This is a genomic window from Phenylobacterium sp. (assembly GCF_030698145.1).
Classification (GTDB): domain Bacteria; phylum Pseudomonadota; class Alphaproteobacteria; order Caulobacterales; family Caulobacteraceae; genus Phenylobacterium.
Genome location: NZ_JAUYNW010000085.1, coordinates 1 through 17,686, shown reverse-complemented (window position 1 = coordinate 17,686; position 17,686 = coordinate 1). Strand labels below are relative to the sequence as shown.

20 protein-coding genes are annotated in these 17,686 nt (G+C 69.7%); 13 read left to right on the top strand and 7 right to left on the bottom strand.

Annotation, left to right across the window (positions count from 1 at the left end; all coding sequences use genetic code 11):
• Window positions 1-5: 5 nt before the first annotated feature.
• Both Q8Q77_RS12505 and Q8Q77_RS12500 read left to right on the top strand, forming a co-directional pair.
• Window positions 6-1,577, top strand: a complete 1,572-nt coding sequence (locus tag Q8Q77_RS12505) for a DHA2 family efflux MFS transporter permease subunit (protein ID WP_371130451.1) — start codon at window positions 6-8, stop codon at window positions 1,575-1,577.
• Complete coding sequence (locus tag Q8Q77_RS12500) at window positions 1,577-2,185, top strand: TetR/AcrR family transcriptional regulator (protein WP_305583908.1); 609 nt, start codon at window positions 1,577-1,579, stop codon at window positions 2,183-2,185. Before Q8Q77_RS12505 ends, Q8Q77_RS12500 begins: the two co-directional genes overlap by 1 nt.
• On the opposite strand, the gene Q8Q77_RS12495 is transcribed toward Q8Q77_RS12500, so the two are convergent.
• Window positions 2,182-2,997 carry an enoyl-ACP reductase gene (locus Q8Q77_RS12495; protein WP_305583907.1) on the bottom strand — a complete coding sequence of 272 codons (816 nt, stop codon included), beginning with the start codon at window positions 2,995-2,997 and terminating at the stop codon, window positions 2,182-2,184. The two genes, Q8Q77_RS12500 and Q8Q77_RS12495, sit on opposite strands and share 4 nt — an antisense overlap.
• A 177-nt stretch (window positions 2,998-3,174) precedes the next feature.
• On the opposite strand from Q8Q77_RS12495, the gene Q8Q77_RS12490 reads away from it, so the two are divergent.
• Window positions 3,175-3,492 (top strand): hypothetical protein, encoded by a 318-nt coding sequence (locus Q8Q77_RS12490; protein WP_305583906.1) that lies wholly within the window; start codon window positions 3,175-3,177, stop codon window positions 3,490-3,492.
• On the opposite strand, the gene fabB is transcribed toward Q8Q77_RS12490, so the two are convergent.
• From fabB to Q8Q77_RS12475, 3 genes are all read right to left on the bottom strand, one after another.
• Complete coding sequence (fabB, locus tag Q8Q77_RS12485; RefSeq protein WP_305583905.1) at window positions 3,489-4,700, bottom strand: beta-ketoacyl-ACP synthase I; 1,212 nt, start codon at window positions 4,698-4,700, stop codon at window positions 3,489-3,491. The genes Q8Q77_RS12490 and fabB overlap by 4 nt on opposite strands.
• 10 nt (window positions 4,701-4,710) lie before the next feature.
• Window positions 4,711-5,238, bottom strand: coding sequence for a 3-hydroxyacyl-[acyl-carrier-protein] dehydratase FabA (gene fabA / locus Q8Q77_RS12480; RefSeq protein ID WP_305583904.1), 528 nt, complete (start codon window positions 5,236-5,238; stop codon window positions 4,711-4,713).
• A gap of 90 nt (window positions 5,239-5,328) precedes the next feature.
• Entirely contained in the window at window positions 5,329-5,883 is a 555-nt protein-coding gene (locus tag Q8Q77_RS12475) for an SH3 domain-containing protein (RefSeq protein ID WP_305583903.1), read from the bottom strand.
• 74 nt (window positions 5,884-5,957) lie between these two features.
• Between Q8Q77_RS12475 and Q8Q77_RS12470 the strand changes: the two genes are divergently transcribed.
• Entirely contained in the window at window positions 5,958-6,944 is a 987-nt protein-coding gene (locus Q8Q77_RS12470) for a D-glycerate dehydrogenase (RefSeq protein ID WP_305583902.1), read from the top strand.
• A gap of 83 nt (window positions 6,945-7,027) precedes the next feature.
• A complete protein-coding gene (locus Q8Q77_RS12465; RefSeq protein WP_305583901.1) occupies window positions 7,028-9,025 on the top strand; it encodes a S9 family peptidase in 1,998 nt (665 codons plus the stop codon).
• On the opposite strand, the gene Q8Q77_RS12460 is transcribed toward Q8Q77_RS12465, so the two are convergent.
• Window positions 9,022-9,756 carry a molybdopterin-synthase adenylyltransferase MoeB gene (locus tag Q8Q77_RS12460; RefSeq protein WP_305583900.1) on the bottom strand — a complete coding sequence of 245 codons (735 nt, stop codon included), beginning with the start codon at window positions 9,754-9,756 and terminating at the stop codon, window positions 9,022-9,024. The two genes, Q8Q77_RS12465 and Q8Q77_RS12460, sit on opposite strands and share 4 nt — an antisense overlap.
• A gap of 41 nt (window positions 9,757-9,797) precedes the next feature.
• On the opposite strand from Q8Q77_RS12460, the gene hslV reads away from it, so the two are divergent.
• The 4 genes from hslV (at window position 9,798) to Q8Q77_RS12440 (ending at window position 13,501) form a co-directional block, all read left to right on the top strand.
• Complete coding sequence (hslV, locus tag Q8Q77_RS12455) at window positions 9,798-10,343, top strand: ATP-dependent protease subunit HslV (RefSeq protein WP_305583975.1); 546 nt, start codon at window positions 9,798-9,800, stop codon at window positions 10,341-10,343.
• Between the two features lie 81 nt (window positions 10,344-10,424).
• Window positions 10,425-11,294, top strand: coding sequence for a DUF4440 domain-containing protein (locus tag Q8Q77_RS12450; protein ID WP_305583899.1), 870 nt, complete (start codon window positions 10,425-10,427; stop codon window positions 11,292-11,294).
• Window positions 11,295-11,307: 13 nt separating this feature from the next.
• Window positions 11,308-12,615, top strand: coding sequence for an ATP-dependent protease ATPase subunit HslU (gene hslU / locus Q8Q77_RS12445; protein ID WP_305583898.1), 1,308 nt, complete (start codon window positions 11,308-11,310; stop codon window positions 12,613-12,615).
• A 43-nt stretch (window positions 12,616-12,658) separates the two neighbouring features.
• Window positions 12,659-13,501 carry a hypothetical protein gene (locus tag Q8Q77_RS12440; protein WP_305583897.1) on the top strand — a complete coding sequence of 281 codons (843 nt, stop codon included), beginning with the start codon at window positions 12,659-12,661 and terminating at the stop codon, window positions 13,499-13,501.
• A 1-nt stretch (window position 13,502) separates the two neighbouring features.
• Here the strand turns inward: Q8Q77_RS12440 and Q8Q77_RS12435 are convergent, their stop codons facing one another.
• Entirely contained in the window at window positions 13,503-13,973 is a 471-nt protein-coding gene (locus Q8Q77_RS12435; protein WP_305583896.1) for a DUF2244 domain-containing protein, read from the bottom strand.
• Between the two features lie 77 nt (window positions 13,974-14,050).
• Between Q8Q77_RS12435 and nth the strand changes: the two genes are divergently transcribed.
• Window positions 14,051-14,725, top strand: coding sequence for an endonuclease III (nth, locus tag Q8Q77_RS12430; protein ID WP_305583895.1), 675 nt, complete (start codon window positions 14,051-14,053; stop codon window positions 14,723-14,725).
• Between the two features lie 7 nt (window positions 14,726-14,732).
• Here the strand turns inward: nth and Q8Q77_RS12425 are convergent, their stop codons facing one another.
• Window positions 14,733-14,969 (bottom strand): hypothetical protein, encoded by a 237-nt coding sequence (locus Q8Q77_RS12425; protein WP_305583894.1) that lies wholly within the window; start codon window positions 14,967-14,969, stop codon window positions 14,733-14,735.
• Between Q8Q77_RS12425 and Q8Q77_RS12420 the strand changes: the two genes are divergently transcribed.
• From Q8Q77_RS12420 to Q8Q77_RS12410, 3 genes are read left to right on the top strand one after another with little or no spacing between them, the layout of a single operon-like run.
• The gene (locus Q8Q77_RS12420) at window positions 14,968-15,168 is read left to right on the top strand and encodes a hypothetical protein (RefSeq protein ID WP_305583893.1); all 201 of its coding nucleotides are present in this window, start codon (window positions 14,968-14,970) and stop codon (window positions 15,166-15,168) included. The genes Q8Q77_RS12425 and Q8Q77_RS12420 overlap by 2 nt on opposite strands.
• A 31-nt stretch (window positions 15,169-15,199) precedes the next feature.
• A complete protein-coding gene (locus tag Q8Q77_RS12415; RefSeq protein ID WP_305583892.1) occupies window positions 15,200-15,382 on the top strand; it encodes a hypothetical protein in 183 nt (60 codons plus the stop codon).
• A gap of 48 nt (window positions 15,383-15,430) precedes the next feature.
• Window positions 15,431-17,449, top strand: a complete 2,019-nt coding sequence (locus Q8Q77_RS12410; protein WP_305583891.1) for a transglycosylase domain-containing protein — start codon at window positions 15,431-15,433, stop codon at window positions 17,447-17,449.
• Window positions 17,450-17,686: the final 237 nt, after the last annotated feature.

Below are 17,686 nucleotides of genomic sequence, written 5' to 3'. Positions count from 1 at the left end.
ACCCCCTGGTCCGCCACCGACGGCCGACCGGCGAGGTCAACTGGACCGCGGTCTTCCTGGGCTTCGGGGGCATGGTGCTGGGCCAGTTCATGGCCGTGCTCGACATCCAGATCGTCGCGGCCTCGCTGTCACAGATCCAGGCGGGGATCGGGGCGACCGCCGACGAGATCAGCTGGGTGCAGACCAGCTACCTGCTGGCCGAGGTGGTGATCATTCCGCTCACCGCCTACCTGTCGAAGATGTGGAGCACCCGCACGGTCTATGTCTGGGCCTGCGGCGCCTTCGTGGTCACCTCGGTGATGACCGGCTTCTCGACCAGTATCGAGACGATGATCCTGACACGGACGATGCAGGGCCTGGCGGCCGGGGCGATGATCCCGGCGGCCTTCGCCACCGCCATGACGGTCTTCCCCCAGGAGCGGCGGGTCACCGCCAATGTGGTGTTCGGCCTGGTGGTGACCCTGGCGCCCACGGTCGGGCCGACGCTGGGCGGCCACCTCACCGACGCCCTGTCCTGGCATTGGCTGTTCTTCATCAATGTCCCGATCGGGCTGGTGGTGATGTTCCTGGTCTCGCGCTACGCCGACTTCGACCGGGGCGATCCGCGCCTGGGCAAGGGCGTCGACTGGGTGGGCCTGGTGCTGATGACCGTAGCCCTGCTCTCCATGCAGTACGTGCTGGAGGAGGGCGCCAGCGAGGGCTGGTTCGACGACGAGCTGATCGTGGGCCTGACCATCCTGGCCCTCGTCACCGGGGTGAGCTTCATCCTGCGCCAGCTCAACTACCGCCAGCCCATCGTCTCGCTGAAGCCGTTCGCCGACCGCAACTTCGCGCTCGGCGCCGTGATGAACTTCGTGGCCGGGGCGGGGCTGTTCGGCGGCACCTTCATCCTGCCGCTCTTCCTGGGCCAGGTGCTGCGCTATTCGGCCGCCGAGGTGGGCACCACCATGCTGGTCTCCGGCCTGGTCATGTTCGCCATGGCCCCCGTGGCCGGCCGCATGGTCCGCGCGCTGGACGCCCGCATTCCCCTGGTGCTGGGCTTCGGCCTCACCGCCTACGGCATCGGCCTGGGCTCCCACGTCAACGCCGACTGGGGGTTCTGGGACTTCGCCGTCCTGCAGGTGTTCCGCGGCATGGGGGTGATGACGGCGATGATCGCGGCGTCCCAGCTCTCGGTCTCCACCCTGCCGGCCTCGATGATGAAGGACGCCTCGGGCCTGGTGAACCTGCTGCGCAACGTGGGCGGCGCGGTGGGCATGGCCCTGCTGACCACCGTGCTCAGCCACCAGACCGCCGTCCACCTGGGGGACCTCTCGGCGGCCCTGACCAGCGCCAATCCCGCGGCCCAGGACCTGGTCCAGGGCTTCACCAGCCTGATGACCCAGCGCGGCATGGCCGACCCCGAGGGCGCGGCCAACAAGGCGCTCGGCATGATGCTGCGGCGGGAGGCGAGCGTCATGGGCTTCGCCGACGGCTTCGCCTTCCTGGCCCTGGCCTGCGCCGCCGCCGCGGTGCTGGGGATCTTCGCCAAGCCCGCCAAGGCCGCGCCGGTCCCGGCCCAGGCCGAGGGCCGCTGATGCCCAGGCTGGCCGGACAGATCGACCTCGCCAAGACCGAGGCCATTCTCGACGCCGCCGCCCTGGTGTTCGGCGAGCGCGGCCTTTCGGCCTCGGTGGAGCTGATCGCCCGCCGCGCCGGGGTCTCCAAGCAGACGGTCTACAATCACTACGGCTCCAAGGCAGAGCTGATGCGCGCCATCGTCGACCGCCGGGTCTCCGAGATCACCGCCCCCCTTATGACGCCGGGCGCCCAAGAGCACCCCGAGGAGGCGCTGGCCGCCTTCGGCCGGGTGATGATCGAAGCGGTGATGGCCCCGCGCGGGACTTCCATGCTGCGCATGACCGTCCAGGGCGCGGTGGAGCTGCCCGAGCTGGCCCGAGCCTTCTACGAATCCGGCCCCGTCACGTCACGGCGCAGGCTGGCCCGGTTCCTGGAGATGGAAACCGCCGCCGGTCGCCTGGCGGTGGACGACCCGGCCCTGGCGGCCGAGTTCTTCGCCGGCATGGTGATCGGCACGCATCAGCTCGCCCACCTGCTGGGCGTGGGACGCGACTTGACCGCCGGCCAGATCGACCACGTCGCCTGCGAGGCCGCGCGCAGGTTCATGAAGGCCTATTCGAGCTAGGCTTCCTCGTCCTCGGTGAAGCCCATCATGTGGAAGCCGGCGTCCACGTGGATCAGCTCGCCCGTGGTCGAGCGGCCGAGGTCCGACAGCAGCCACAGGGCGGCGCCGGCCACCCCTTCCATCGAGGTGTCCTGCTTCATGGCCGAGAGGTCGCGGCCCTTGGCCAGCATGCCCTTGCCGCCGGAGATCCCGGCCAGGGACAGGGTGCGCATGGCGCCGGGTGACAACGCGTTGACACGAATGCCCTTGGGGCCGAGGTCGCGGGCCACATAGCGGCTGGCGGCCTCCAGGGCGGCCTTGGCCACCCCCATGGTGTTGTAGTTCGGGATGGCGCGTTCCGAGCCCATATAGGTCAGGCAGATGATCGAGCCGCCATTCGGCATCAGCTTCTCGGCGCGCCGGGCGCAGTCGACGAAGCTGTAGGCCGAGATGTCCATGGCCTGCAGGAAGCCCTCGCGGCTGGCGTTGTCGACGAAGCTGCCCTTGATCTGGTCGCGCGGGGCGTAGGCGATGGCGTGGACGAAGAAGTCGATGGTCCCGAAGGCCGTCTCGACGGCGGCGAAGGCCGCGTCCATCTGGTCGTCCTGGGTGACGTCGACGGGGACGATGGTCTTGACCCCGATGCTCTCGCCCAGGGGCTGGACCCGGCGCTCCATGCCCGGCAGGTGGAACAGGGCCATCTCGGCGCCCTGGGCGGCGAGTTGCGAGGCGATGCCCCAGGCGATGGAGTCGTGATTGGCCACGCCGATCACAACGCCCTTCTTGCCCTTCATCAGCTCGCCCGTGGGCAAGTCCCAGCCATCCTTGGCCATGCGCGTCTCCCTCGCGTTTTTCGTGCGGGTTTGTGGACTCGCGCGTTGGAGCACGCAAGCGGCAACCTCTGCCAGCCGACGACGGCGAAATGAACAAGCTGCCAGCACGGCCCGCCCTAGCCGCATGGTCACCGACACTCTACCCTCTAATTTCAACCAATCGGTGTGGCGCGGATCATGTCGGCAACAGTCGCAAGCATTACCTTGGGCGCCTCGGTTCCGGGAGAGGAGGACTTCGAGATTTCCCTGGAGATTGGCGCGCCCTACCCCGACCCATCGGGGGCGTGGCGGTGTCCGGTGTCATTGCACCCCCTCTATGCCAAGCTGTCTGACATCACGGGCGAAGACTCGTTTCAGGCCCTGTGCCTGGCGATCGCCCTGGCGCAGGACCTGCTGCACGACTTCATTGAGAAGGGCGGATCTCTAACAGCACGCGGCGACGAGTTTCCGCTCGATGCCTATTCGATGAAATGGCAGCGGGAAGGTCGGCCCTAGACCCGCGCCATCACCAGGCAGCCATTAGTGCCGCCGAAGCCGAAGCTGTTGGACATCACCGTCTGCAGCTCCACGTCCTTGCGCTGGCGCAGGATCGGCAGGTCGGCGAATTCAGGGTCCAGGTTCTCGATGTGGGCGCTCTCGGCGGCGAAGCCGTTGTTGAGCATCAGGATCGAGTAGATGGCCTCCTGCGCCCCGGCCGCGCCCAGGCTGTGGCCGGTCAGCGACTTGGTCGAGGAGATCAGCGGCACGTTGGAGCCGAAGACCTCGCGCACCGCGCCCATCTCCTTGGAATCCCCCACCGGGGTCGAGGTGCCGTGCGGGTTCAGATAGTCGATCTTGCGCCCGCCCAGGCCGTCCATGGCCAGGCGCATGCAGCGCACCGCGCCCTCGCCGGACGGGGCGACCATGTCGAAGCCGTCGGAATTGGCGGCGTAACCGACGATCTCGCCATAGATCTTGGCCCCGCGGGCCTTGGCGTGCTCGTACTCTTCCAGCACCACGATCCCGGCGCCGCCGGCGATCACGAAGCCGTCGCGGGCCACGTCATAGGCGCGGCTGGCGGTGGCCGGCTTCTCGTTGAAGTTGGAGCTCATGGCGCCCATGGCGTCGAACAGCACCGACAGGGTCCAGTCCAGCTCCTCGGTCCCGCCGGCGAAGACGATGTCCTGCTTGCCGAGCTGGATCTGCTCGTAGCCCGAGCCGATGCAGTGGGTGGAGGTGGCGCAGGCCGAGGAGATCGAGAAGTTCAGGCCCTTGATCTTGAACCAGGTGGCCAGCGTCGCAGACGCGCCGGAGCTCATCGCCTTGGGCACGGCGAACGGGCCGACCCGCTTGGGGCCGCGCTCCTTGGCGGTGTGGGCCGCCTCGACGATGGATTTCGTCGAGGGCCCGCCCGAGCCGACGATCAGGCCGGTCCGCGCGTTGGAGACCTCGGCCTCCTCCAGGCCGGAGTCGGCGATGGCCTGCTCCATGGCGATGTGGCCGAAGGCCGTGCCCTGGGCCAGGAAGCGGGCGGCGCGGCGGTCGACCATGCCTTCCCACTCGATGGCCGGGGCGGCGTGGACCTGCGAGCGGAAACCCAGCTCGGCATATTCCGGAGAGAAGCTGATCCCCGACTTGGCTTCCCGCAGCGAGGCCAGGACCTCGTTTGCGTTGTTGCCGATCGAGGAGACGATCCCGATACCCGTGACGACGACGCGACGCATGGCGGCCTCCCTAGACCAAATCCTTGGCGTCGAACAAACCGACGCGCAGGTCCTTGGCCTCGTAGATGGGCTTGCCGTCGGCTTCCAGCACCCCGTCGCCGATCCCCATGACCAGCTTGCGGATGATCACCCGCTTGAGGTCGATCTTGTAGACCAGCTTGGAGACCTTGGGCGTCACCTGGCCGGTGAACTTGACCTCGCCGACGCCCAGGGCCCGGCCCTTGCCCGGCGCGCCGGACCAGCCGAGGAAGAAGCCCACGAGCTGCCACATGGCGTCCAGGCCCAGGCAGCCGGGCATGACGGGATCGTTGATGAAGTGGCACTGGAAGAACCAGAGGTCCGGGTTCACGTCGAGCTCGGCCTCGACATGGCCCTTGCCGTGCAGGCCGCCGGCGTCGGCGATCTTGGTGATCCGGTCGAACATCAGCATCGGGGGGACGGGGAGCTGGGCGTTGCCCGGCCCGAACATCTCGCCCCGGCCACAGGCCAGGAGTTCCTCGAGGCTGTAGTGGTCCTTGGCCTTGGCGCCCTGGATCATGGTCGGCTTTCTTGTCGGCGGCCCTGGGGGCCGATGAAATCGTCTGGGTCACGGCCTAGCAGAGCCGGCCCGGTTGCTCAACGCCGGGGCTCAACGGCGGGCGGGAGCCTTGCACTGCAGGGCGTCCGACACGCCCCAGAGGCCCCGCGCCTGCGTCCACCCCGATGCGCCGTCCAGCCGGACCTTGCACCAGCCCTTGTCGCACCGGGTCAACGCGGCCAGCGACCTGGGGTTCAGATAGGCGACGATCTGGGCGTCGGCCTTGGGTTTCTTGCGCACCGCCACGCGCGTGGCTTGGGCGATGAGAACGTTGCGCCGCCCGTCGGTGAGCCGCTTGTGGACCCAGGCGACCCCGCCGGAGGGGTCGCAGACGCGCCGCCACTCGCTGTTCTCGGCCACCACCTGCACCGGCAGGCCCTTGACCCGGTAGACCCAGAGCAGCCGATGATCCTCCCCCGGACCCGCTCGGGCATAGACCTCGTCGAACTTCAGGGTGATATAGCGGGGTACGGGATAGCCCGACGGGGTGGCCCGATCGGCCGCCTGGGCCGGCAGGCAGGAAAGGGCGCACAGCAGCACCGCCGCAAACAACGGCGCCGCCCAATTGTCACGCTCGATCAGATGAGGCTCGCCTTGGCCGTCCATAGGGGCTTTGCTAGAGGTTCCTGGTCACAACTCAAAGCGCGCCACGCGCAGTTAAAGATTCCTTTCAGACGCCCATGGCCGCCCGCAAGCCGAAAGTCATCGTAACCCGCCGACTCCCCGATGTGGTGGAGACGCGGATGCGCGAGTTGTTCGACACCGAGCTCAACCTCGACGACGCGCCCATGAGCCGCGCCGCGCTGGCCGACGCCTTGAGTCGCGCCGACGCCCTGGTGCCCACCATCACCGACCGGATCGACGCCGACCTGCTGGCCGGGGCGGGCGAGCGCCTGAAGCTGATCGCCAATTTCGGCATGGGCGTCGACCATATCGACGTGGCCGCCGCCAACGCCCGCGGCATCGCGGTGACCAATACGCCCGGCGTACTCACCGAGGACACCGCCGACCTGACAATGGCCCTGATCATGGCGGTCTCGCGCCGGATCGTGGAAGGCGCCGAGGTTGTCCAGGCCGGAAGCTTCACCGGCTGGACCCCCACCTGGATGATGGGCCGGCGGGTCAACGGCAAACGGTTGGGGATCATCGGCATGGGCCGGATCGGCCAGGCGGTGGCGCGCCGCGCCCGGGCCTTCGGCATGCAGATCCACTACCACAACCGCAAGCCGGTCAGTCACCTGATCGCCGAAGAGCTCGAGGCCACCTACTGGGAGAGCCTCGACCAGATGCTGGCCCGCATGGACATCATCTCGGTCAACTGCCCGCACACGCCGGCCACCTACCATCTGCTGTCGGCGCGGCGGCTGAAGCTGCTCCAGTCCCACGCCATCGTGGTCAACACCGCCCGCGGCGAGATCATCGACGAGGGCGCGCTCACCGAACTGCTGGCCCAGGGCGCCATCGGCGGGGCGGGCCTGGACGTCTTCGAGTTCGAACCGGCGATCAATCCCAAGCTGCTCAAGCTGCCCAACGCCGTCCTCCTGCCCCACCTGGGCTCGGCCACGGTCGAGGCCCGCACCGACATGGGCGAGAAGGTGATTATCAACCTCAAGACCTGGATGGACGGCCACCGCCCCCCCGACCGGGTGCTGACGTCGATGCTTTAGCAGCGGCCGTCATTCCCGGTTGACGGGCGGCGCGCCCACGGCCAAGCCTGCGCTCGTAGGTTGTGACGCCGGGGGGCGGTTGAATGTTCAGCAGACGAGGGGCCATGGGCCTCATCGGGGCCTTGCCCCTGGTCGCGCCTACGGCCGTGCGGGCGACCACGCCGCCGCCGAGCCTGGAGGACCTGATCAGGCCGCCGCTCGCCCGCGACGCGGCCATGTCGCCCAACGGCAAGCAGATCGCCGTGATGTTCCAGCGCGGCAAGGACAGCGAACGGCTGGCCTACCTCCACCTCATCGACGCCGACGCGCCCAGCGCCGAGCCCAAGCTGGTGGTGCTGGGGAACTACACGGTCGACCGCCTGGCCTGGGCCAGCGACAAGCGCCTGCTGGTCTCCTTCCTCATCGAACGCGAGGAGATATTTCGGGAGACCGGCTCGAACCTCGGGCGGAAGCACACGAGCCGGTTCCGGCGGATGATGGCCATCGGCGCCGATGGGTCCAATCCTGTCCTGATGTTCGGGGATCTGAAGCGCTTCCAACGCGTCAACTTCGATCTGGCCATGCTGATCGACCTGATGCCGGACGACGACGACCGCATCATGATGATGGCCTATGACGGCGGAGCGCCCGCCTTCAGCCTGCATCATCTCAACGTACACACCGGCGAGGCCGCGTTCCTCGAACGCGGCGGCGGCCAGACGACCGGTTGGGCGGCCCAGGGCGGCAAGCCCGTGCTTCGCTACGACACCAACGAAAGAGGAACGATCACCACCGTGCTCAGCCGCACGGAGGGCGAGACCGAATGGAAGCCGCTCCGCCAGGTCGTGCGGCGCTCGGAATGGTTCCGGCCGAACTTCGAGTTCGTCGGTCCCACCGAACAGGCCGGCGTGTTCCTTGCGCGAACCCGGGGTTCGCAGGACGGCGCGGCGACCATACGACGCTACGATATCCGCACCCATGCGCTCGGCGAGGTCGTCGCGGCGCGGCCTGGCCGCGACATGGAAGGCGCCCTGTTCGACGATCGTGGGCATTTCGTCGCCGGCGAGTTCACCGACGACCGCACGGCCTATGTCTTCGCCGACCCGAAGTTCGCGCCTCACTTCCGCGGAATGGAGTCGTTCTTCGGCAAGCAATACAATGTGCGTCTGATGCAGACCAATCGCGACCACACCCGCTACCTGGCGCGGGTCGATGGGCCTGGCGTGCATTCCGCCTTCTATTTCTACGATTCCGCCGCCGCGCGGTTCGAGCCCCTGGGCCTGGGCAAGCCATGGCTGAACGCCGAGGGCCTGGCCCGGGTCGAGGGCCTGGACGTGAAGACCCGCGACGGGGCGTCGCTGCGCGCCTACCTGACCAAGCCGAACGCCGCCGGGCCACGACCCCTGGTGGTCATGCCTCACGGTGGGCCGGAGGCGCGCGACCGCGTCGAGTTCGATGTCTTCACCCAGGCCTTCGCGGCCCAGGGATGGCTGGTCCTGCAGCCCAACTTCCGGGGCTCCGCCGGCTATGGGCGGGCGTTCACCGAGGCCGGCCACGGTCATTGGGGCGGTCGGATGCAGGAGGATGTCGAGGACGCCGTCGCCCAGGTGTTGGCGACCGGCGCGGCCGACCCCGGCAAGGTGGCGATCTGCGGGATGAGCTATGGCGGCTACGCGGCCCTGATGGGCGTCGTGCGGCGGCCGGAGCTCTACAAGGCCGCCGTGTCCATCGCCGGCGTCAGCGACCTGCCCAAGATGCTGGCCGAGACCCGGCGCGACTTCGAGGAGGGAGAGGAATCTCTGGTCTACAAGCTGTGGGTCGAACGGATGGGCGACCCGAAGACGGAATCGGCCAAGCTCATCGCTGCCTCGCCCGCCCTGCGGGCGGCGGAGGTCAAGGTTCCCGTTCTGCTGATCCATGGCTTGGACGACGGCGTCGTGCCGCCCCGGCAATCGGCCTACATGGCGGCGGCCCTCAAGGCGGCCGGCAAGCGCCATGAACACATCGAGGTCACCGGCGCCGGCCACGGCGGTTGGGAGGAAGAGGACGAGAAGTTGATCCTCGGCAAGACCGTGGATTTCCTCGCCAAGGCCTTCGCCTAGCCGCAGACCTCGCACTCCGGGTCGGCGCCGATGCGCACCGTCCGCGTCTCGGCGGCCAGGGCGTCGTAGATCAGCAGGCGACCGGACAGAGGCTCTCCGGCGCTGGTGATCAGCTTGATGGCTTCGAGCGCCATCATCGAGCCGACCACGCCTGCCAGGGCGCCGACCACGCCGACCGCCGAACAGGTCTCGGCCTCGGGCGGGATTTCGGGGACCAGGCAGCGGTAGCAGGGCTTGCCGCGGAACACCCCCACCTGGCCCGTCCAGCGGCCGATGGCGCCGGAGACCAGGGTCCGCTCGTGGGCCACGCAGGCGGCGTTGACGGCGAAGCGGGTGGCGAAGTCGTCGGTGCCGTCCAGCACCAGGTCGACCCCCGCCACCAGGGGCCCGGCATTGCAGGCCTCCAGATGCACCGGCGCGCAGTCCACATGGACGTGGGGGTTGAGGCCCCGCAGGCGCTCGGCGGCCGCCTCGACCTTGAGGCGGCCCACATCGGCGTCGGCATAGATCACCTGGCGCTGGAGGTTGGAGGTGTCGACCACGTCGGGATCGGCCAGGACGATCCGGCCCACCCCGGCGGCCGCCAGATAGAGCGCGGCGGGCGCGCCCAGGCCCCCCGCGCCGACGATCAGCACGCTGGCGGCCTTCAGCCGCTGCTGGCCCGGACCGCCCACCTCGCGCAGCACCAGGTGGCGGGCGTAGCGTTCGACCTCGTCGTCGGTGAAACTCATCGCGCTTGACCTTCCACGCGGCCCTGACCACATCGCAGGACATGACGAACAGCAATTTTCCGGACTGGCACGGCACGACCATCCTGGCGGTGCGCAAGGACGGCAAGACCGTGATCGCCGGCGACGGCCAGGTTTCCATGGGCCAGACCGTAGTCAAGGGCAACGCCCGAAAGGTCCGCACCCTGGCGGGCGGCAAGGTGCTGGCGGGCTTCGCCGGGGCCACGGCCGACGCCTTCACCCTGATCGAGCGCCTGGAAGCCAAGCTGGAGCAGTATCCCGACCAGCTGGCCCGGGCCTGCGTGGACCTGGCCAAGGACTGGCGGACCGACCGCTATCTGCGCCGGCTGGAGGCCATGCTGCTGGTGGCCGACAAGGACTCGATCTTCACCGTCACCGGGGTCGGCGACGTGCTCGAGCCGGAAACCGGGGTCGCGGCCATCGGCTCGGGCGGCAACTACGCCCTGGCCGCCGCCCTGGCGCTTTCTGACAGCACGCTGTCAGCCGAGGAGGTGGCCCGGAAGGCCATGGGGATCGCGGCCCGAATCTGCGTCTACACCAATGGGGCGCTGACGGTCGAAACGCTCTGACGACGCGTCTTCCGCCCGCTTTTCGCGTTTCCGCCGCGCGCGACCCGTCGCATGCTCGCGGCGGATAACGGGAGATGCCCCTTGCGCCGACATGTCCTCGCCTTCGCCTTGGCTCTGGCCGCAGTTCCGGTTTTCGCCCAGGCCCGCGGCGATCCCGCCCCGGTGGTCGCCGCCGAGCGCGCCTTCGCCGTCGACGGCCTGGCCATGGGGGTCAAGCGGTCCTTCCTGAAACACTCGACCCCCGACGCGGTGCTGTTCGCCCCCGATCCGGTCAAGGCCCACGAGTTCCTGAACTCCCGCCCCGACCAGGGCCCCGTCCCGCCCCTGGTCTGGTGGCCGCTGTGGGCTGGGATCGCGCGATCCGGCGATCTCGGCTTCACCACCGGCCCGGCCACCTTCGATGGCAAGCCGAGCGGATGGTACTTCACGGTCTGGGCCAGGCAGGCCGACGGCGGCTGGAAGTGGATCTATGACGGCGGCGCGGCCAGCGCCCATGGCGCGGCGGCGCCCCAGGGCTCCGATGTCGCCTATCTCGCCCCCTCGACCGGGGGCAAGCTGACCCCCGACGCGGCCATGGTCCAGGTTCGCGCCGCCGAAACCGCCTTGGCCGCCAAGGCCGCGACCGACGCCAAGGCGGCCTACCTCTCAGCCCTGGCCCCCGACGCCCGGGTCGCCGGATCGCCGTCCGTCCCCGCCGCGACCCCCGCCGCCGTGGCCGCCGAGCTCGCCGGCCGCGCGCCGGCCATCGCCTTCAAGACCCTGGGCGGAAGCGCGTCGAGCGCCGGCGACCTGGCCTGGACCTATGGCGACGCCGGCTGGACGCGGGACGGGGCGTCCGGCCGCGGCCACTATGTCCGCGTCTGGCAGAGCCGAAAGGACGGCTGGAAGCTGGTGTTCGACCAGATTCTCCCTGTCACCCAGATTCTCCCTGTCACCAAGCCCGCGGCGTGACTATCTGGCGGGCATGACCGAGTTTTCTCCCCGCGAAATCGTCTCCGAACTGGACCGCTTCATCGTCGGCCACGCCGAGGCCAAGAAGGCCGTGGCCGTGGCCCTGCGCAACCGCTGGCGCCGTCGGCGAGTGCCCGCCGACCTGCGCGACGAGGTGACGCCCAAGAACATCCTGCTGATCGGTCCCACGGGCGTCGGCAAGACCGAGATCGCCCGGCGGCTGGCCAAGCTGGCCCACGCCCCGTTCCTGAAGGTCGAGGCCACCAAGTTCACCGAGGTCGGCTATGTCGGCCGCGACGTCGACCAGATCGTCCGCGACCTGGTGGAGAGCGCCATGGCCATGGTGCGCGACAAGCGCCGCGCCGCCGTCCGCGCCCGGGCCGAGGCCGCCGCAGAGGAGCGGGTGCTGGACGCCCTCACCGGCCCCGGCTCCACCGCCGCCCGCGAGAGCTTCCGCAAGAAGCTGCGAGCCAATGAGTTGGACGACAAGGAGGTGGAGCTGACCCTCGCCGACACCGGTGGCGGCATGCCCACCTTCGACATCCCCGGCCAGCCCGGCGCCTCGCTGGGGGTGATGAATCTGTCGGAGATGATGGGCAAGGCCTTCGGCGGCCGCACCAAGACCCACAAGACCACCGTCTCCGGCGCCTGGGCGCCGCTGATCGCCGAGGAGAGCGACAAGCTGCTGGACCAGGAGGCCCTGACCCAGGAAGCCCTGGCTCTGGCCGAGAACGAGGGCATCGTCTTTCTGGACGAGATCGACAAGGTCGCCTCCTCCCGCGAACGCGCCGGCGGGGCCGACGTCAGCCGCGAGGGCGTGCAGCGCGACCTGCTGCCGCTGATCGAGGGCACCACCGTCTCCACCAAGTACGGGCCGGTGAAGACCGATCACATCCTGTTCATCGCCTCCGGCGCCTTCCACGTGGCCAAGCCCTCGGACCTGCTGCCCGAGCTGCAGGGCCGCCTGCCGATCCGGGTGGAGCTGAAGGCGCTCAGCCGCGACGACTTCCGCCGCATCCTCACCGAACCGGAGGCCAATCTGGTGCGCCAGAACCAGGCGCTGCTGGCGACCGAGGGCGTGACCCTGACCTTCACCGAGGACGCCATCGACGCCATGGCCGACGCCGCCGTGACCGTGAACAACGCCGTCGAGAACATCGGCGCCCGGCGCCTGCAGACCGTGATCGAGAAGGTGCTGGAGGAGATCAGCTACACCGCCTCCGACCGCGGCGGCGACACGGTGGCGGTCGACGCGGCCTATGTGAAGGCCCGGGTCGGCGACCTGGCCAAGAACGCGGACTTGTCGCGGTTCATTCTCTAGCCCCTAATCCGCACAGCCCCGCGCCGGGGTTTGTGAGGATGGCATGCAGGTCGAACTCGCCGAGGAGCGGGTGTTCCGGATGACCGACCGGTTCACCCTGGAGCACGCCGAGGGCCGCGCCTGGTCCAAGCGGATCGAAGCCTTCGGGACCATGGCGCGGGTCACCGGCCTGTTCGCCCAGCCCAAGGACGACGAGTTCGAGACCGTCTATCGCGAGCGGCGGCTGCAGCCCTTCTGGCGGCTGACCGTGTCGACATCCACGACCTATGAGCGCGCCCGCGACTACGAGATGAAGGTCCTGCCGGAGGTCCGCGAGGTGACCATCGGCGAGCAGGTGCTGCCGGTGGTCGCCGGCCAGTTCAAGGTCCGCGGCCTGGAAAGCTGCAAGGAGGAGACCCGGCGCGAGACCCTGATCGACGGGCTCTCCAAGCAGGTCGCGCCCGGCCTCTCGGCCTATCTGCAGCACGACGCCATCGAGATCGACGCCGGCGCCCTGGCCGCGGCCACCGCCGAGGGGCTGGTGGTGGTGCCGCCCGAGGCCAAGGCCTCGATGGTGGTCCGCGACGTCATCGCCGCGGCCATCGGCAAGATCGACGCCGACAAGGTGCTGGAGGAGTTGGTGCGGGTGGAGGCGGTGGATCTCTACTACCGCCCGGTCCACGCCTTCCGCTATCGCCGCGCCGGCAAGGAGGCGGTGGTCGAGTTCGACGCGGTGACCGGCGAGACCCGGACCGGCGGCGCCACCTTCGAGCAGTACCTCGGCAAGGTGATGGACACCCAGTTCCTGCTCGATGTCGGGGCCGAGACGCTCAACATGGTCATCCCCGGCGCGAACCTGGCCAAGATGATGATCGTCAAGGGCATGGCCCTGCGGGACAAGCGGTAGCCTACCCCCGCCGCGCCTCGTAGATCGCCCATTCCAGGTGCCGGGCGAAATCAGCGCGCTCGGGCGGGCTGAGCGCCATGGCCACCGAGGCGTGGCGGCCGGAGATGGCCAGGCGCACGGCCTGGACCACCTCGTCGGCGTCCAGCTCCAGGGCGACGCGGGTGAAGGCGGTCGGGCTTTCCCACACCAGTTCGCTGGAGTTCGGCGTCTCGCGCAGGACCCGCACCTCGCGGGAGGTCACCTGCACTCGCTCGACGCGCTTGGCGGCGGCGTAGCTGGCCAGGAAGGCCGCGGTGACCGCCAGCACGTCCAGGCCCAGGAAGAACGGCACCAGGGTCGCGCCCATGGCCAGGAAGACCGCTGCGGCCGCGCAGTTGAAGAAGGTGACGATGCAGATCAGCACGATGAACCCCCGCTGCGACAAGGCGCGGTTGGGGGTGATCACGGCGTCCATATAGACGAGGCCATCCATCGCGGCCCGAACATAGACCTGTTTGCGGCTACGCCAAGGCCTTGGCGTGCAGCCCGACGCAAGCGATGGTCGCGGCGATGGCCAAGCTCGCGACGCGCAAACCCCTGCCCCCGGCCGAGCGGGCCCGGATCGAGGAGCTCTTCCACCGGTTCCTGTCGCTCGCCGACGACCCGCGCACCGAGCTCAACTACGACAGCCCCTACACCCTGGTCACCGCCGTGGCCCTGTCGGCCCAGGCCACCGACGTCTCCGTCAACAAGGCCACCGCCAGGCTGTTCGCCGTCGCCGACACGCCCCAGAAGATGCTGGCCCTGGGCGAGGAGGGGCTGATCGCCTTCATCGCCTCGATCGGCCTCTACCGGACCAAGGCCAAGAACGTGATGGCGGCGGCCCGGATGATCATCGACCAGCACGGCGGCGAGGTGCCGCTGACCCGCGAAGCCCTGCAGGCCCTGCCTGGGGTCGGGCGCAAGACCGCCAGCGTGGTGCTGAACGAGCTGCGCATCGAGCCGGCGATCGCCGTCGACACCCACGTCTTCCGCGTCGCCCACCGCCTGAAACTGTCGGCGGGCAAGACCCCCGACCTCGTCGAGGCCGACCTGATGGCCGTTGTCCCCGAGCCCTATCTGACGCGGGCCCACCACTGGCTGATCCTGCACGGCCGCTACACCTGCGTGGCGCGGCGGCCCAAGTGCGAGGATTGCCCGGTGGCGGACCTCTGTCCGTCGAAGCGGCTGTTCGTCGCCGACTAGTTCCCGGCTAGTTCCCGGCTAGTTCAGCGAGTGCTTGATCGCGCTGACCTCGTCGTGGTCGGCCTTGATGGTTGCGTAGGCGCGTTGGACCGTCTCGCGGGCCCGTCATCGGCAGCCCGTCGTCCTTCAGGGCGTGCTCGTACCTGCCCTTGATGAAGTCCTCGCCGCGCTCGACCTCGTTGATCACCGCCTTGTCGTCATGACCGCCGGTCAGGGCCGAGGCCGCGCTCACCGGGCGTGGCATGGCGCTCGCCCAGGAGGCCATGATCCTCGACGACCTGGCGGCGGGACGGCTGGTCAAACCCTTCGGCGTCACCCTGGAGAGCCCCTTCAGCCACTGGGTCCTGTCCCTGCCGGAAAAGGCGGACCAGCCCAGCATCCACCGCTTCCGCACCTGGCTGCTGGACCAGGCCTCGGCCGACGGCCTGCCGCGCCGCGGTTGATCTGAAGTCACCTGAAAGCCCTATTGGTCGTTTGTCGCCACGGCCCCGAGAGCGTTCAATCCTGGCCTCGACCCCACCCCAGGACTCCTCCCCAAGGAACGCCATCCCCAACGACGTCGCGCCCTCGAGCGCCGACCGCATCACCCATGACCTGGTTCTCGCCGTGGTCGTCGCCGTGATCGCCGCCCCCCTGTTCCTGCTCGCGCTCGCCTGACGCGCGCGGGGGCTTGCCCCCGTTTCGACCCTCGGCCATGAGTTCGGTATGGCCGCTTCAGTCCTACCCGGCGATGGCCCGCGACCCGTGGAGCCTGTACGGCCGCGGCGCCCCGTCAACTGGCCCCTCGCCGGGTCGACCGCCCTGCTGATCGTCAATCTGCTGCTGGGCGGCTGGGCGGCCTTCGACCTGGCCTTCATGCGCGACCTGCCGCCCATACCGGGGCGGGAGGAGCTGTGGGCCGTGGGCCGCCCGCCGGGCGCCACCTTCGTAGGGCCCGACGGCAAGGTGGTGGCCTATCGCGGGCCCCGCCACGGCCAGGCGGTGAAGCTCGCCGAACTGCCCGCCCATGTGCCCCTGGCCTTCCTGGCCATCGAGGACCGCCGGTTCTACCAGCATGGCCCCGTCGACCTGCGGGCCATCGCCCGCGCCGCCTGGGCCAACCAAAGCGCCGGTCATACCGTCGAGGGCGGCTCGACGCTGAGCCAGCAGCTCGCCCGCACCCTGTTCCTCAAGCCGGAAAAGACCCTGCGCCGCAAGGTGCAGGAGACCCTGCTCGCCGCGCGCCTGGAGGCGATGCTCAGCAAGGACGAGGTGCTGGAGCTCTATCTGAATCGCATCTATTTCGGCGACCGCGCCTACGGGATCTCGGCCGCCGCCCAGACCTATTTCGGCAAGCCGGCGTCGGAGCTGACCCTGTCAGAGGCGGCCCTGCTGGCCGCCCTGCCCCGCGCCCCCAGCAAGCTCGCCCCCAGCAACGATCCCGCCGCCGCCTGGGCCCGCGCCCGCTTGGTGCTGGAACAGCTGGCGGAGATGGACTGGATCGATCCCACGACCGCGCGGGCCGCCGCGGCCGGCCCGCCGCCCGCCGTGGTCAAGGACGCGGCGAACGGCGAGGGCGACATGGGCTGGGCGCTCGACGCCGCCCAGGCCCAGGCGCTCGCCCTGGTGGGCGACGAGGTTCCCGACCTGGTCATCCACCTGACCGTCGACCCGGCCGCCCAGGCGAAGGCCGCGACCATCCTGCGCCGCGCCATGGCCGGCGAGGGCCGGGCGCGTGGCGCGCGCCAGGCGGCGCTGGTGGCCATGGCGCCCGACGGCGCTATCCGGGCCATGGTCGGCGGGGTCGATCGCGACACCGACCGCTTCAACCGGGTGATCCAGGCGAGGCGCCAGCCCGGCTCGGCGATCAAGCCCATCGTCTGGGCTGCGGCCCTGGAACACGGGGTCCGCCCGCTGGACCATCGCAGCGACGCCCCGATCCGCATCGGCGCCTGGCGGCCCCAGAACTACGGCGGCGGCTATCGCGGCGAGGTCAGCGTCCAGGCGGCCCTGGCCCAGTCGATCAACACCATCTCGGTGCGGCTGGCGCGGGAGACGGGCTTCGACGAGGTCGGCGCCCTGGCCCGCCGGTTCGGCCTGGCGGAGACGCCGGTCCATCCCCTGCCCTCCCTGGCGCTGGGCGCCTACGAGGTCAGCCTGCTGCAACTGGCCAGCGCCTATCAGGTGCTGCAGACCGGCGGCGGCCAGAGCCGGCCCTACCTGATTTCGGCCATCGCCGACGCGCGGGGCCGCACGCTCTACCAGCGCCAAGCCGGGCCCGCGATCCCGGTCTATCCGGTGTTCGAATCCGCCCAGATGGTGCGGATGATGCAGGGGGTCATCACCTCGGGCACCGCGCGCGGCGCGGGCTTCGGCCGTCCGGCCGCCGGCAAGACCGGCACCAGCCAGGACCACCGCGACGCCTGGTTCGTAGGCTTCACTCCCGACTGGCTCTGCGCCGTCTGGGTGGGCAATGACGACAACCGGCCCATGGCCCGGGTGACCGGCGGCCAGATCCCCGCCGACATCTGGCGCAGGTTCATGGTCGAGGCCCACCGAGGCCTGCCGGTGCGCGGCTTCGACTGGTTCCCGGCCATACTGCCGCCGGACGCCCCCGCCTACGAACCGCCGCGGCCCCCGATCATACCGGTGCGCCACGCCGAGCGGGCCCGGTCGCCCGACAGCCTTGAACTCGCCGACGTCGCCACCCGGGAGCCCGATGTGTGGTCCGGGATTCCGTACTGAGGGCGGCGGCGACCCGCCGAGCCAGATGCTCCCCCCCTGGGGGAGCTCCCGGCCGAATGGCCGGGTGAGGGGGACTTTGACTCTTGTTTGCGGGCGGCAACCCCCTCCGTCACGTCGCCGAAGAGGGCGACGCGCCACCTCGTGTATTTGGCTTGCGCTAGATTTGCAGAGCGGCCGGCCGAGGCGCTCATCACGCCAGCGGCCGGCCGCCGCACCGTCGAGACCGTCGCCACCTAG